The sequence below is a fragment of the Synechococcus sp. MIT S9504 genome, assembly GCF_047497135.1.
Lineage (GTDB): Bacteria > Cyanobacteriota > Cyanobacteriia > PCC-6307 > Cyanobiaceae > Synechococcus_C.
In genome coordinates this window covers 771,508-785,050 of the sequence record NZ_CP138942.1, presented here as the reverse complement: position 1 = coordinate 785,050, position 13,543 = coordinate 771,508, and the positions used below count along the sequence as shown (strand labels likewise).

At 53.0% G+C, this 13,543-nt stretch carries 22 protein-coding genes; 10 read left to right on the top strand and 12 right to left on the bottom strand.

What is annotated here, in order from left to right; all coding sequences use genetic code 11:
• Positions 1 to 354 precede the first annotated feature (354 nt).
• Together SIB58_RS04605 and SIB58_RS04600 are read right to left on the bottom strand one after the other, a co-directional pair.
• On the bottom strand, positions 355 to 576 hold the full coding sequence (locus tag SIB58_RS04605) for a hypothetical protein (protein ID WP_067326585.1): 222 nt from the start codon (positions 574 to 576) through the stop codon (positions 355 to 357).
• A gap of 312 nt (positions 577 to 888) precedes the next feature.
• Positions 889 to 1,146, bottom strand: coding sequence for a hypothetical protein (locus SIB58_RS04600; protein ID WP_066909418.1), 258 nt, complete (start codon positions 1,144 to 1,146; stop codon positions 889 to 891).
• 162 nt (positions 1,147 to 1,308) lie between these two features.
• Between SIB58_RS04600 and SIB58_RS04595 the strand changes: the two genes are divergently transcribed.
• A complete protein-coding gene (locus SIB58_RS04595; protein WP_067326582.1) occupies positions 1,309 to 1,539 on the top strand; it encodes a hypothetical protein in 231 nt (76 codons plus the stop codon).
• Positions 1,540 to 3,155: 1,616 nt separating this feature from the next.
• The gene (locus tag SIB58_RS04590; protein ID WP_067326576.1) at positions 3,156 to 4,316 is read left to right on the top strand and encodes a hypothetical protein; all 1,161 of its coding nucleotides are present in this window, start codon (positions 3,156 to 3,158) and stop codon (positions 4,314 to 4,316) included.
• A gap of 73 nt (positions 4,317 to 4,389) precedes the next feature.
• Here SIB58_RS04590 and SIB58_RS04585 read toward each other — a convergent pair whose 3' ends face one another.
• Complete coding sequence (locus SIB58_RS04585) at positions 4,390 to 4,584, bottom strand: hypothetical protein (protein ID WP_369813439.1); 195 nt, start codon at positions 4,582 to 4,584, stop codon at positions 4,390 to 4,392.
• Between the two features lie 106 nt (positions 4,585 to 4,690).
• Here SIB58_RS04585 and SIB58_RS04580 point away from each other — a divergent pair, with 106 nt between their 5' ends.
• The 5 genes from SIB58_RS04580 to SIB58_RS04560 all read left to right on the top strand — a co-directional run bounded on the left by SIB58_RS04580 (position 4,691) and on the right by SIB58_RS04560 (position 7,356).
• Positions 4,691 to 4,993, top strand: coding sequence for a hypothetical protein (locus SIB58_RS04580; RefSeq protein ID WP_231884180.1), 303 nt, complete (start codon positions 4,691 to 4,693; stop codon positions 4,991 to 4,993).
• Between the two features lie 81 nt (positions 4,994 to 5,074).
• Positions 5,075 to 5,431: a hypothetical protein gene (locus SIB58_RS04575; protein WP_066909403.1), complete on the top strand. Its 357-nt coding sequence runs from the start codon at positions 5,075 to 5,077 to the stop codon at positions 5,429 to 5,431.
• 893 nt (positions 5,432 to 6,324) lie between these two features.
• Positions 6,325 to 6,531, top strand: coding sequence for a hypothetical protein (locus tag SIB58_RS04570; protein ID WP_067326571.1), 207 nt, complete (start codon positions 6,325 to 6,327; stop codon positions 6,529 to 6,531).
• Between the two features lie 70 nt (positions 6,532 to 6,601).
• On the top strand, positions 6,602 to 7,072 hold the full coding sequence (locus SIB58_RS04565) for a DUF805 domain-containing protein (RefSeq protein WP_066909394.1): 471 nt from the start codon (positions 6,602 to 6,604) through the stop codon (positions 7,070 to 7,072).
• Positions 7,073 to 7,152: 80 nt separating this feature from the next.
• Positions 7,153 to 7,356: a hypothetical protein gene (locus tag SIB58_RS04560; RefSeq protein ID WP_066909391.1), complete on the top strand. Its 204-nt coding sequence runs from the start codon at positions 7,153 to 7,155 to the stop codon at positions 7,354 to 7,356.
• Positions 7,357 to 8,094: 738 nt separating this feature from the next.
• Here SIB58_RS04560 and SIB58_RS04555 read toward each other — a convergent pair.
• The 3 genes from SIB58_RS04555 to SIB58_RS04545 all read right to left on the bottom strand — a co-directional run bounded on the left by SIB58_RS04555 (position 8,095) and on the right by SIB58_RS04545 (position 9,658).
• Positions 8,095 to 8,793 (bottom strand): dienelactone hydrolase family protein, encoded by a 699-nt coding sequence (locus tag SIB58_RS04555; protein ID WP_074159335.1) that lies wholly within the window; start codon positions 8,791 to 8,793, stop codon positions 8,095 to 8,097.
• Positions 8,794 to 9,179: 386 nt separating this feature from the next.
• A complete protein-coding gene (locus SIB58_RS04550) occupies positions 9,180 to 9,347 on the bottom strand; it encodes a hypothetical protein (protein ID WP_231857131.1) in 168 nt (55 codons plus the stop codon).
• Between the two features lie 83 nt (positions 9,348 to 9,430).
• The gene (locus tag SIB58_RS04545; RefSeq protein WP_067326568.1) at positions 9,431 to 9,658 is read right to left on the bottom strand and encodes a Nif11-like leader peptide family natural product precursor; all 228 of its coding nucleotides are present in this window, start codon (positions 9,656 to 9,658) and stop codon (positions 9,431 to 9,433) included.
• A gap of 96 nt (positions 9,659 to 9,754) precedes the next feature.
• Here SIB58_RS04545 and SIB58_RS04540 point away from each other — a divergent pair, with 96 nt between their 5' ends.
• Positions 9,755 to 10,162 carry a YccF domain-containing protein gene (locus SIB58_RS04540; RefSeq protein ID WP_066909744.1) on the top strand — a complete coding sequence of 136 codons (408 nt, stop codon included), beginning with the start codon at positions 9,755 to 9,757 and terminating at the stop codon, positions 10,160 to 10,162.
• A gap of 20 nt (positions 10,163 to 10,182) precedes the next feature.
• Here the strand turns inward: SIB58_RS04540 and SIB58_RS04535 are convergent, their stop codons facing one another.
• Positions 10,183 to 10,530 carry a hypothetical protein gene (locus SIB58_RS04535; protein ID WP_082823371.1) on the bottom strand — a complete coding sequence of 116 codons (348 nt, stop codon included), beginning with the start codon at positions 10,528 to 10,530 and terminating at the stop codon, positions 10,183 to 10,185.
• Positions 10,527 to 10,700: a hypothetical protein gene (locus SIB58_RS04530; protein WP_186539997.1), complete on the bottom strand. Its 174-nt coding sequence runs from the start codon at positions 10,698 to 10,700 to the stop codon at positions 10,527 to 10,529. Before SIB58_RS04530 ends, SIB58_RS04535 begins: the two co-directional genes overlap by 4 nt.
• A 143-nt stretch (positions 10,701 to 10,843) precedes the next feature.
• Here SIB58_RS04530 and SIB58_RS04525 point away from each other — a divergent pair, with 143 nt between their 5' ends.
• On the top strand, positions 10,844 to 11,695 hold the full coding sequence (locus SIB58_RS04525; RefSeq protein WP_066909379.1) for an NAD-dependent epimerase/dehydratase family protein: 852 nt from the start codon (positions 10,844 to 10,846) through the stop codon (positions 11,693 to 11,695).
• Positions 11,696 to 11,821: 126 nt separating this feature from the next.
• Here the strand turns inward: SIB58_RS04525 and SIB58_RS04520 are convergent, their stop codons facing one another.
• On the bottom strand, positions 11,822 to 11,947 hold the full coding sequence (locus tag SIB58_RS04520; protein WP_255359961.1) for a hypothetical protein: 126 nt from the start codon (positions 11,945 to 11,947) through the stop codon (positions 11,822 to 11,824).
• Between the two features lie 83 nt (positions 11,948 to 12,030).
• Here SIB58_RS04520 and SIB58_RS04515 point away from each other — a divergent pair, with 83 nt between their 5' ends.
• The gene (locus tag SIB58_RS04515) at positions 12,031 to 12,165 is read left to right on the top strand and encodes a hypothetical protein (protein ID WP_255355644.1); all 135 of its coding nucleotides are present in this window, start codon (positions 12,031 to 12,033) and stop codon (positions 12,163 to 12,165) included.
• 61 nt (positions 12,166 to 12,226) lie between these two features.
• Here the strand turns inward: SIB58_RS04515 and SIB58_RS04510 are convergent, their stop codons facing one another.
• From SIB58_RS04510 to SIB58_RS04500, 3 genes are read right to left on the bottom strand one after another with little or no spacing between them, the layout of a single operon-like run.
• On the bottom strand, positions 12,227 to 13,060 hold the full coding sequence (locus SIB58_RS04510; protein WP_066909376.1) for an SDR family NAD(P)-dependent oxidoreductase: 834 nt from the start codon (positions 13,058 to 13,060) through the stop codon (positions 12,227 to 12,229).
• A 1-nt stretch (position 13,061) separates the two neighbouring features.
• A complete protein-coding gene (locus SIB58_RS04505) occupies positions 13,062 to 13,316 on the bottom strand; it encodes a TIGR03643 family protein (protein ID WP_066909373.1) in 255 nt (84 codons plus the stop codon).
• A 12-nt stretch (positions 13,317 to 13,328) separates the two neighbouring features.
• Positions 13,329 to 13,484: a hypothetical protein gene (locus SIB58_RS04500; RefSeq protein ID WP_156486680.1), complete on the bottom strand. Its 156-nt coding sequence runs from the start codon at positions 13,482 to 13,484 to the stop codon at positions 13,329 to 13,331.
• Positions 13,485 to 13,543 lie beyond the last annotated feature (59 nt).

Sequence of the window (13,543 nt, the reverse complement as noted above, 5' to 3'; positions counted from 1 at the left end):
CGAAGACAGCAAGACAACTCAGCGATCACCAACAGCTGGTGGCAATGCTCTGCCTGTTTTCAGAGGGCGAGAGCAACAACAGTGAAACCGGTCAGCAATGAAACCGTGATTAACCACATGGGTGCTCAGACCTCAGAATCCAGTTCACTGGTCGCCCTCAGAAAGATCGTCAGAGCGACGACCGTGCCGAGAACGATGAAGGAGACCATTGAAGAAGGCTTCAAAGCTAGGTATTTGTGCTGATCTTAAGGGGAATTTGCGGTTCTGGGGAGTCATCGATGACATGGGGGTTGATCAAGGAAGTCAGCCAAGGCCTGTTCAGATTCAGCTGAAATGCATTCAGTAGTCACAAGCTCAGAGTCCGGAGCCGTTGATCGCATCGTTCAGCGAACCAGAGTCATCAAGCGCCTGATCAGCATCCACTGATTCCATTGAGACAGATTCCAGGGCAACAGGTTGACTGTTCAGGGCAACACCTGGATTGGAACATGCTGTGACAAGTAGCCCCAGGCTGAGGCAAATCAATAAAGCTGAATTAACGAGAAACATCGCAAAAGCCTTGAGAAAACCAGACATAAATCCAGGGTTTAGATGAGCGGAAACTAAGGGAAAGAGAAAGAATCATCAGCAAGAACATCACACAATTAGGCACATTTATCACAGCAATGACATTGATTTCATTGAAGGCAAAGCCAATCACAATGAGAACCTGTTGAAGATCAGAAAAAAAATCACAACAACTCCAACAGCAAGACCGCATTAGGCTTGGCGGACTTTGAAATTAATTCAAACAAACTATCAATGCACTATTGATTCAATGATCAATCAACAATCGGCTTTGATCATCAAATCCGCTTAAACCGCTGAGAGTTCAATAGAAGTGGTGATTTAAACATCATCGTCTGCCTTGACGTTGCTCTGTATGAATCCAAATTTTCTGAGCCTTCCAAAACTGAATTCCTGAGCCTTTTCGCGATCATGCCTCTGCTTATGACCGAGCTTCAAAACCTTCTCCATGACATTAAGAGTATCTTCGATTGTTGCCTTTTCTGGCATACGTTCAAGAATCAGATTGAAGCGGGGAAAGAAGATCTCAGAAGCTGCCTCTAATTCTTCAAGGGTGAGCGGGCGATATCCTTGAGCCATTGTTATCGGTTGAAGAATGAAAATTCATTTTACTAACGGTATCAACCCCGTACTCAACGGCAAGCTGGTGTCACGAACCCTTCCTTCATCTGAAGGTGGTGGAATCCGCAGCAGCCGTATCCACGGACGTCAGGCGATGGTGTTCTTATCGGCATCTGATCTATGCCAACTGTTCTCGTACTGCTGATCTTGATCTCAATCAGCGCAGCTGGTGTCGGCGATGCGCGAATCCTCGAAACGATCAAACTGCATGGCTGCCGCCTGACCTGCGCCATTGTTGGTGTGGCTGTGATTGCTGGTTCGACACTGCTCGATGTGGACGTCGCCAAACCGCCCACGGGGAACATGCTCCGCTCTGTCGCGCAGATTCATCAGGCAAGGCCTTTGCAGTAACCCTCAGAGCAACAAACAAATCTGCTTTCGACGCCCTGGCCAAACAGTCCAGATCCATTGAATCCAAGAACAATCAGCACCGGAACCTGACATCAGCGCAAGAAAGAATTCAGCTTGAACAACAGAAACCTTGTTAAGTATATAGCCCTAAGCATTATTACCTCGTCAAAGTTTTGTGTTGCAAGGACTACTAAAAGCACGAATGACCCTTATAAAGTCAAAACAATCGGAGGATTTCAATGAGTTTCACACTTCCTGCCGTCCTGATTGGAGTGACTCTGTATCTGCTGATGCATAGCTTACTGTCGCCTTTAATGCAGTGATGCCACGCAGAAGGAGCTCGCCTCAAGCCAAAAAGCTTTCACCAAGACCGAATTCCCACAAGCGACAACAACGTCGAGGCGCGGCCAGCAATGCCAGACATGCCTACCCAGTCGCGTACAGACCTATCCACATCCACCATCCTCAAGCCAACCGAGCGGTCGCAGAGATGAGTTCGCATGTAAGGCGGCTGCTTTCTGCCGTAAGCCTTTGCTGACCGGTGACGGCGATTCAGCGAATCTGGTGGTGATTTTTACTCAAAGAGGACCGCATTTCTTCAGCTTGTTTGCTTATTTGTCCGCATTCGCTGACTTTAGGGTGACAGGAATCCAATCGTACGTTCTGCAGATGAGAAGTCAGTCCCCTGCACCGCTGTCTTGCCTGAAGTGGGGTATCGACGGTGAGTTGTCGGCACATGACACAGCGCTTCTGATCAACAGGCTTGCCTCGTCTGAACCCTCACGACGAGGATTCAAAGATCATTTTAAAAGGCGTCAACGTAGCCATGGGTCTGATCGACCCTCGCCGATGTCAACAACGAAAAGTGAGCGTTTGGTGAAAGCAACAATGACCAGATGTGAATCACCGATAACTGCACTACGGGGTTTAAGCTACCGCTGAAGCAAAAGATTGTGAGTCTCCATGGCACGAGTGTTGAGCACGATTACTGTTGCTCTGGTCGCATTCAGCGCGACTGAACCTGCCCAGGCTGATTTCAAAGACAACATCATCTTCAGCAGCTGCGCCGCAGCCATGCGAAAGGAGTATCAGCAGGCCGAGAAACAATTACTCCTGAGTCAACTCAACGAAACCTGCAGTTGCGTAGTTAAGCAGATCAATAATCGTAAGAATATCGAGCAAGCCAAAGCTTCCTGCATCAATGCAGATCAGCCAATCAGCAGCAACAGAAATCAACAGACGTTTTAGCTAGGGTTCTGATTCAGACAATCACCTCAATCATCAACTCATTCAGTGCGGTTGGACATCGAATCCTTCGCGCCTGCAAGGTGTTGTCAAGGAAGGGTGTGACAGAGAGACCAGCTCGGAGCAAATGCTGGTGACAGACACTTGACAATGATTGAACACTCAAAATAAAACCGAAACGGAACTCTTGCAACATCAGCGTTAATCATTGATCAAAATCTGGCTTGTGATGATTACGAATCCATCCTGAAGCTGAAGAATTTTTAAAAAAACACCGCACTATCATCGGACTTTTGCAATCTGAAGTGGAAGCCTGAATCCGGATTGGCATGGATTCAGTATCAATAAAGATCATCACCAACCGCATATCAATGGGACGTGTCACAAGTAATCTCAACCTGATTGCACCATTCCTCTACACCGGGCCAGGCGCGTCAACCGACACGACCAGTTCGCTTTACAACAAGTTTGGCCTGCAAGGCATCAAGGGCTCCGTTCAGAGTGATAACTATTACATCGTTGGCACAAGCGGTGACGACGGCACTGTTTATTACGGTCCGATCAATCATGCAATGACCGCCAGTGGCAGCGGGAGTGGTGTGTGGACCGTGATGAATGCGATCTTCAACGACGTGAGCCGCAATAACATTGATGCCACCAGCATTTATGGCGTTAATCCGCGACTGGATGGCAACGTCAACCTGGTTGGCTCCTGGCAAGACAGCAGTGAGACAACAGCTAACAGCAAGCAGAATTATCGAAAGGGTTTCTACTATCAAGGTCCGGTGACTGCCGAGCCGGATGCCAGCGATTTCCAAGTCGTCTGGCCGACAAATCCAGACGGAGTCAAAGCCACTTTCACTTTTCTGCACAGCGTGAGCGGTGATCTCGCAGTTGGTGGATACGACCTTTTCGATGCGAGCACTGATTCCGAAACAGCAATCCAGGCCTTTCTCTATGACCCTGCCACTGGTCGATGCAGCGACATCCCTTACCCAGGGAATTACAAAACCACAACTGCTTATGGCATCTGGCACAACACATCGAGCAGTTACACGATCGCCGGCGGCGCTGCTCTCGATACAGGGTTGGACGCTGACGGCATCGGTGTGGCCACCTTGATTGACTACGACTCCATCACTGGCCAGTACGGCAACTTTCGCACCTATTCCTATGACGACATCGATGCCCTTAATGAGCTGCTGATCGACAAAGGCGTGATCAGCTCCGAGATTGAAAGGGATGACTCGATCGAAACACACTTCGAAGGGATTTATTTCAACGGCAAAGATGAGTACACCCTGCCCGCGACGATCAGCGCGGAAGACGGTTCTATCGGCATTGGAGCCATCGCCAAAGTGAAACGTCTGAAGGAAGGAGGCTTCAGCGATGCGGAATGGACCCTGTTTGATATCCCCGGCAGCGTCCTGAGCACCAATAACTCAGTGTTTGAAGACGCCAACGTAGGCTTCGCGATATACCCATCAGCAGACGGTGTGGTCACCAGCTGCTATGCAGGCCTGCTGATCTGAGGGTCAATCCTTAAGTGCTTCGACTGCTCAGACCAATCAAGTCTTCTGCATGAAGCAACCATGCCGAGCATGCTTAGGAACTCGAGATTCCAGTCTCATCCATCGTTATTGAATACTCAACACGGTCATCGGAACAACAGAGGTCGGCATAAAACCGTTCGAGTTCGTCGTAGGCCTCGTCGTAGGTGCCGTAGCACCTGCGCGTAAGCTCATCTTCAACGCCATCGTCGCGAAGAACCCTCACCCGATACATCCGATCATTTGCCACTGAAGCTGATCTGAGCAGGAACACCGATTCTCGCGCCTGAAGTGCAAATCAGACTGAAGACTGAGCGAAGAGAGAGACAAGCATGATGCACCAGGGAGTTGATGCCGTGCCGTCAGACCTGAGCGAAGCAATGGTCTCCACGCAACTGCTGAATCAAACCGTGCTGGCCGGAGTGGAATGCCGTGCCCGCAATGACCGTCAGACCTGCTTCAGCATGGCCCGCAAGCTTGTCGACGCACAATTCGTTCTGGCCGATCAGGAATTGACACGCCGGCTCTGGCAAGAGGTCGGTGATCGGAACCTTGAGATTGGGCGCATCATCAACCTGCTCTACTGCTGCAGCAGCCATGAGGACGACAGCGCCACGACTGAGGTGGACGAGACTTTTCTGCAACTAAGGGTGAGCTGAACGTCGACCTCCGTTGCCGTGTGGAACGGACCTGCCGATACTGCATAGACACCCGCACAGGGATCCATCAAGGAGCGACGAATGGCCGCGAAGCTCTACAACGTCCGCTTTGAAACCGAGGGGGCAGACCTGTTCGTTGAAATGGAGGCGGAGGGTGGTCTCAACCGCCAGCACCTGCTGGAAAGGGTTGTGGCGATCCTGGAGGACCGTCATGGCATGGAAACCGTCGATGGTGATCAGGGCGAAATGACCAAAGTGGATCACAGCGATGGAGCAGCGCTGCTGGCCTGGCTCTCAATCTCAGGACAAGCGTCGCGTCAGGCCCTTGATGACGACGGTCTCGATGAAATCCTCACCTGTCTGGTGTTCATGCTGTTCCCGCCCGTTGTTGAAACAAGCGTGCAAGACGAAAACAAGAAGGCCCTAGCCCTGGCATAAGGCAGCTCTGGCTGCAGCAAAAGCCAGTCATGCATCTGTGTCGACACTCATGCCTGGGTGTCGAGATCGCTGGCTGCCGCTGAAGGAAAATCGCCTGGGTTCAGCAATTGACCGCAGACATCAATAGGCGTTTGATTCGATCGACTTGCGGCCAACTGGGCCCAGCCACGCCGGGCACTGTATTTGAATCCATGCAAATAATGGGGCAATCAAAAAATAAACAGCCTCTTCTATTGAAGTGACTTTGAGTGTTTAAGCTGCCGCCTGCACTGGAGCCGTCTGCCTTCCATCTTTTCGTATAGCATATATTTTAAAATCGTCAAAATTCTGACAAACGTCTAAAGATTCATACGGCAATTAAATACAGATATTTCGCACAGTGCAGCAGCTCCACCTGCGCCACCATCAAGCTCTTGATCAGAAGCTTCGGATTGATTGGGCCCTTTTGATATCATCGGTGGGGATGCTGAACCCTGCTTTTCAGGCTGTGGACGCGACAACCTTGTCCTTAACTGCTGCTTTGATCTTTTCCTGTCAGTTGCCAGCTATTTGCAGCTGAACGACGAATGCCTTGAGTTGATCTTGTCTCGTTGGCAGAAAATCTGTTCAGCAATCTTGACAACGGCCTGAATCATCAACTTAACGGATAAAGCTTCTCACAACCTGTTTGTAATCTCCCAGGTTCCGTGCGTTGTGCCTGAACAGCCGCTTCCAGACAGCAACTCACCAACAAGCAATACTTTGATTACGGAGACTGCACGCGTAATCTCATTCCCAGTGAACTCGATCCTGCTCTATGAGCAAAGTCACAGGCAATACTGCATCCGGTCAACGAGAGCAGTGAACATGCGGAGGTTGATTACACCGGATACATCTCCAACGCAATCTCTTTGATGGCTTTCCAGTCAGACCTGGCCGGCGCCGCCGTCACACTGATGGGCGCTGTTTTGCTCAGCACTCCAGAAATGATGCAGATGCATGAAATGCATGTACTGCGTGTCTTGTCAGGGCAAGCCGGTCAACCTTTCTATGCCGAGCTGTTGCAGGCCGCCGCTGCGGCTTCGCGCAACATCTGCCTGTACGACAAAAACAAACAATGAGCGAGCAAAGCGAAGCTGAGCTTTTCAGCGTCAAATCAGGTAGCGTTCATTCAGCTGAGGTCTGATTGATATGACCAAAGAAAAGCCTTCTTTCTTCTCTTTTGATGGTGAGATGGGTCGCATTGATTACTGGGGTAGCGCCATCTTGAGGTCATTCATTGGCGGACTGATTCTCTTCCTTTGTTTTGCCTTGATTTTCAGAGGTTACTTCAGCAGCTCTTACGAGGAGTTATCAACGGCAATTACACAATGGAGCTCTGATCACGCCGTCAGAGTGTGGCTGCTGGCTGAGATTCTGTACATCTTTCTCTTGCTGCCGATCACCTGGAGACGATGGAGAGATCTGGGGCCACGCTTAAAGAAAAACTGGCTCTACATTTCCGTGTTGAGCAGCCTGATGCCTGGGTATGAGGTGTTTCCCTTTGTTGGCATGCAGTCTCTGATCATCACCCTTGGCATCCTGGCGATTTATCCAAACTTCAAACTGTTCTTCTGGCCCGGTAAGCAATACGCAAGCCTGCGTCAGAGCAAACAGCCTTGATCACTGCCGCGCCAGCTTGCGATCAGAACAAGCCATCAACAGGCTCAGCCGGCTAGCAATGGAGTGAGAGCTGAGTCGGCATGCAGGAAATTCTGTTGATGGCACAACTGATGGCATGGAGTGATTTCGACTTCCAGGACTGGGTAGACAGCAGACCACCGGCTGAACTCTGTCAGGGCTTCAAGGATGGGTTGATTCCAGAAACAATGCTTCCCGGCGGCCGGGCACAAACCCCTTGCAGCAGCTTCAACGGAGACGACCCGATGAATTACGTCATCGACTGATGCACACGGTGCATTTGTCAGGCGATGCGGTGCAAGTGATGCAACAACAATGCAAACCGCCTCGCCATGATCACAGGGCGACCGTTCAGAGGTGGGCGTTCGCTTGTGACGAACCCGACGGCGTATTGCGGAATGCATCGTCGGGTATGTCCACATTGACGCAGATCCGCCGGCTGCTGCAGAACACCTGAATGACTTAATGAATCAGTCGGAATCACAATCGATGGCCTTCAACAAGCACAGCATCAGACTTTGGTTCCCAATCTGCAGCTTGATCAGCAGAGCCACCGTATCAATGGCCTGACCGAGCTGAAGAGTCTCGCTGCTTACTGAACAACCAACGCAGGGAGGTGGAGCGTATCAGCACAGAAGCGCTGCATGCCTCAATCGATCCCGCAACAACGATCGCGACATGCATGTTGAAATTTGAAGGTGATTTGTGTGCTGATCACGGTCCAGAGCGGAGCCCTCATCACAATTCGAGCGTCCAAGCAGTAGACGAAGCTTCAGCGGCAGCATCACGACAGTGATAGCAACCATGAGGTCGTCCCCTGAACCTAAGAAAAGCCAATCAAGGGGTCAGGCCATCAGATCGACAGCAACACTCCAACCAATCCCAGCAGCAGCTGAAAACAAAAGTTTCCCGGACGTTGCCCACGCAGCACAAAACGCATTCAAGGCCAGGGCAAACAGCTGTCGTTCCTGATCAGCGAAAGGCCCTGTCTCCAGAGAGCTGATTCATGAATCCTGCTTGGGGCTTTCCTCGAAAGCTTCTGAAAAAAAATGTTTTAGATAGTGATGTGCACGTTGATCAGCCAACTCATCATAAAGAAGTGCCTGAGGCTCCTCTCCGCCAATCACCTCTAAATTATCCTCGGTTTTCAAACTGAAGGCATGCTTTTTGCCTCCCAGGAGTATGAGCTGATAATCAGTTCCTGCTTCATCCAGCTCTCGGATCATATTCATATTTGACTCCATAGGATTAAAGACATCCTTGGTTCCGTGAATGAGCAGCAAACTTGCTCCATCAACATTGGATTCAATCATCGGTGCTGGCTTGAGCTCCCATGGCAGGGCAACTCCCCAAATGGAAGCAACAGCTCGAATACCCTTGATCCGACGTGCCATGTCAAGAGCAAACAGGCCTCCACTGGAAAAGCCGATCACACCCGATCTGGTCGAATCAACTCCTTGCAGAGAGCAGGCGTGCGTCAGCGCAGCGTGCGTGCGCGCAAGAGTCTCTGCACGATTATTGAACAGAGGCATGACCTTCTTCGCTGCATCCTCTGATAACTTTGGCATCGCTTGTTCACCATAAATATCAACGCAATATCCAACAAATCCCATCTCGCTCAACCATCTCGCTTCTGCCTGAACATATGGAGTGAATCCATGATAATCAGGAATAACAATCACAATCGGGACAGGCTTATCCAACGATTCTGGATATATAAAACAGTCTTTATAACTGGTTCCCGCATGTTCATACGCGACCTCATTGATACTCATCATCTTCTTTAAGCATGGCATCTAATCCTAATGAGCCTATTTCTGTTCGTCATTGGTTGATGCCATGACCCAAGCGATTCAAAGACCGTTTTTTTTCCATAGCTGCCAGGATCCAGTGAATTGAAAGCTCGGCACAAAAGATCCGTTGAACTGGCCGTCGATGGTGTGACCGGGTCGCCAATTCAAGGCTTGTGGGTGATGACAGGGCCATAGGCAGGGTCGGTGACTCCGAGCTCCGGCGAGAGCTCCTCGAAGAACTCGCTCACCGAGATGAGATGTTTAATCATCTGAGGCCGTGCTGCCACCAGACTCTCCTAGCTCTCCCAGAGACCGACAAAGCAGTAGGAGCGTTCGCCTGTCCTGGCCCAGTAGGCATCAAGCATCCCTTCGGGATTGACCCATTGCTCCGTCACGGCGATGAATCTGTCTTCGCAGCCTTTTTTGCAGCGGACAGGAACGTTGTTGAAGAACCTGGCTGCCACTTGAAATCTCAAATTCCAGCGACATTGTCAGAGCTCTGCGAAGTTGTCTGTGACCGAATGCACCTCCATGACAACAGCTGAATTCAGTAGTAACGACCTGGATATTCACCGGGGTGATTCACCCGTGTGACGCGAACCCCAGCCGCACTGCGGCCAGACAACATCAGAAGGTCGCTGCCGGAGAAGGCATAACCGAGCTCCTGGGCCAGCCGGGCCACCTCGTCGGCGGTAACCGCCGCCTGGACCTTGACCTGCAGGAGCGGATCACGGCCCAGACGCTCGAGAAACTGCTGAACCGGTGATGCCGTCATCGCTGCTGATGAACTGGTGCAATTGAACACGATTTCCAGCGGATGCGTGAAAGCGGATCATTGTGTGGAGAGATCGCGATTCTCGAAGCAGCTCCCATGCTGAGTTCCTTGCTCAACATTCTCTGGATCGTGCTCGGCGGTCTGATGATGGCTCTTGGCTGGTGGCTGGCCGGAGTGATCTGCGCGATCACGGTGGTGGGGCTGCCCTGGGCACGCTCCTGCTTCGTGATCGGACGTTTCTCACTCTGGCCCTTCGGCCAGAAAGCCGTGAACCGCAGGGAGCTGCGCGGCCGCGATGATCTGGGCACCGGATCACTGGGGTTGATCGGCAACGTTCTCTGGTTTCTGGTGGCGGGATGGTGGCTGGCGATCGGCCATCTGACCTCCGCCCTGGCCTGTTTTGTGACAATCGTGGGCATCCCCTTCGGAATTCAGCACATGAAGCTGGCCCTGATTGCCCTGGCACCGGTGGGAATGACCGTTGTGCCGGTTCGCAGGCTTTGATCATTCATGATCAGCGCGGTTCAACGCGGCAGATAAAGAAAATCACGGCTGCAGCGGTCTAATGCCTCACGAACCGCCTTGAGCTCTTGTTGATCCCCTTCAAAGCGGCGTCCTGCGGGCACCATAAGCTCGCCGCTGACATCCAGATGAATGTTGCTGCTGAACCACGACGCACCTGAGGGCAGATACGCGCGGCAGCTCAAAGCACCATCGGCCCCCTGCTTGCGCTCAATCAGCCAGCCGTTGACCCGGTCAAGCTCTGTGTAGTGATCGAGACCGGCCCAGGAGGGATCCGTCAACATCACCAACATCACCGCATTCCTGAGCAGCGCATGCGTCAGAGCTGATGTGGCACTGCTGAAGCTCAAGAACGTTCCTCCTCCGTGAGGTACTCCTCAACGATGGGAGAACACTCACCACGTTCCAGGGCTGCGATCTCACGCTCGATGTTGTCGATAAACAGCTGATTGCCGTTGCGCCTGGCCACTTCAAGAACAGTGCGCAGGCGCTCCAGCTGCATCTGATTTTCGTCGTCCATTCACTGCACATCGCAATCAGGGCAGCCAATCATGGATCGCGCATCATCAGCAAGCCCGCACCAACAGAACGGCCAAACGGTCAGCGCTGCTGCAACAGTGGCAGTTCAAGATCCGTTAAAAGAGGTTGACATGAACAGCAAACATGGTCCTCAGATACGGAGTCATCGGCAGCGGATACGTTGGCACCGCCGTGGCCATGCGCATGAAAAGGGCCGGTCAGGCCGTGACTGCCACCACTCGTTCAGTGGAGAACGTGCGCGAACTGCGGCAACTGATGGATGACGTCCGCCAGCTCGACATCACCGATGCAGATCCAGACCTCTCCTTCCTTGCCGATCTGCAGGGCCTGCTGATCAGCGTGGCACCCACCAGGCAGAACGATGGCTACAGCGATGTGTTCGCCCGAGGCATGCGCAATCTTGCCGGCGCACTGAGGCGCAGAACCAGCACGCAACCCCTGCACATCACATACATCAGCAGCGTCAGCGTGTACGGAGACCGGCAGGGAGCAGAGGTGTGGGAGCACTCATCAGTGGACTCCAGCTCGCCGGTGAACAGCATGCTTGCGTCAGCTGAAGAGCTGATGCTCGACATTGACCGCCCTGACACCTCGATCTGCGTGCTGAGGCTGGGCGGGATCTATGGACCCGGTCGAGACATGGTGGGCATGATCCGCGAGGCCGCCGGGCAGCAGGTGCCCAAGAACGGCAATGCCATCAATGCCTGGAGCGGCCTTGTCGACATCGCCAGAGGCGTGCAGTTCGCATCCGAACAGAAACTGACAGGCATCTACAACCTGGTCGACGACATGCAGCTCAGCCGAAGAGAACTCTCCACCCTGATCTGCGATCAGGATGGCTTGCCTCCGGTGCTCTGGAGCCACTCCAGTTCAACTAGCGAACGCAGCATGAATGCCCGTGTTTCGAACCGGAAGATCAAGGACGCCGGCTTCAGGCTGATCTCACCATCGATGCTGGAACCAGCCATCGTTTGAATCGCTGAAGCAGCGAATGATCAATAGCTGACAACAGGCTGAATGGGTATTCATGCACACATCAGCTCCAACGATTGAGTCGCGATGATTTGCACAATCAATGCAAATATTATGGTGAATCAACAATCAATTGAAATCATCCGATGCGGAGGCCTTGACACGGGAAATGCCTTTTTCAGTGATCCCCTGACCAGTCATAAAACGCTCGTTGCGGACGTGACAACCAGCCTGCACGCCGAGTTGTTCTGCCATCGTCGCCTAACCGACCAGTTGATGGTTTTGAGTGGCAACATAGATCTGATCATTCTTCAGAATCGCCAGTTCAGTCAATCCGATTGACGCAAAATGATCGAACCTGGGTCCGCATTCCACCGAGAATTCCGCCTGCCGCCATCGTCCGCAGTGATCAGGCTGCAACAGTGGTGAATACGGTGTTGCGTCATGGACCGGTTGATCCACGTGACTATTAACCCAGACCAATTCCGCGCGCATTGATGCCTCAGTGGCTGGCGCTGCAAAGCCTGGACGCCGCTAACCGATCATGCGCTGGCGCACCAGTGCATCCCACAGCCGGGTGGGGATGAAACGCTGCAGCACCAGTGCTTCCGACTGACTGCCACAGCGGTAACGAGGCTTCGGCCTGGGTGCCTCCAGAGCCGAGACGATGGTGCGGGCGACCAGCTCCGGCGAGGAAGCCTGGCGATAACCCTGATCCCATGCCATTCCCACACGACGCATCATGAGGCCCCAGACGGGGTGCAATGCCTGCCACTGCAAGGAAGCTGCACTGTTGGACGCGAAGCCGGTGCGGATCAGTCCCGGCTCCACCAGCACCACCTGCACCCCGAAGCTGTGCAGCTCCAGACGCAGAGCATCACTGATGCCCTCAAGAGCATGCTTGCTGGCGCCGTACCAGCCGGCCCCGGGCGTGACAAAACGTCCCGCAATCGATGAAAGATTGATGATGCGACCACAACGCCGTTCACGCATGGGCGGCAGCAGCATCTGGGTGAGGCCGATCAGCCCGAAAACATTGACCTCAAACATCGCCCTGGCACGCTCGACAGGCATGGTCTCCACCGGACCCGCTTCCCCGTAGCCGGCGTTGTTCACCAGGGCATCCAATGCCCCTGCCTCGCGATTGATCACATCGGCGAGCTGCCGGCGCGACCCTTCATCAGCCAGATCAAGCGGCAGCACCTCAGCACCGCGGCTGCGCAACGGCTCCATCGACTCAAGTCGGCGGGCAGCCGCAAAGACACGCCAACCTCGATCGAGCAGCTGATGGGCCGTGGCCAGGCCGATGCCACTGGAGGCACCGGTGATCAGCACACTGCGGGTTGAGCTGGATCTGGATGTTGTCATCTCATTTGTGACAGGTGGCGCGGAACCGGTCGGACTGACTGGTAATTCCATGCTTGGTGCGCCGGCCGGTCACTCGCTTGCGCCAGGCACGAAAAGAACCGGACTTGAGCTCAGAACGCATCAAAGCAATCACCGCCGACTCCGGCAAACCGAATTGAAATTCGATCGCTTCGAACGGGGTGCGATCTTCCCAGGCCATCTCGATCACACGATCGATCTCCTGAGCAGTGAGCTGGTCGGGCACTGCAAGGTCCATTCAACGATCGGATCAGTGGTCGGGATGCTCAAACAGAGCCACTGCACGGTCGGACTCACTGAGTTCGCGTGCTCTGGAGACCCGATTCGACTCGGAGGCGGGCGGCACAGAAGGGAGCGCAAAAGCTTTCTCAAGCTCGGCTCTGGCAGCTCCGAAGGGATAGGTCATGGATGCAGCAATGAGGCGAAAGGCCAGCGGCCCGCGCTCTTAACATTGCGAAACATTAG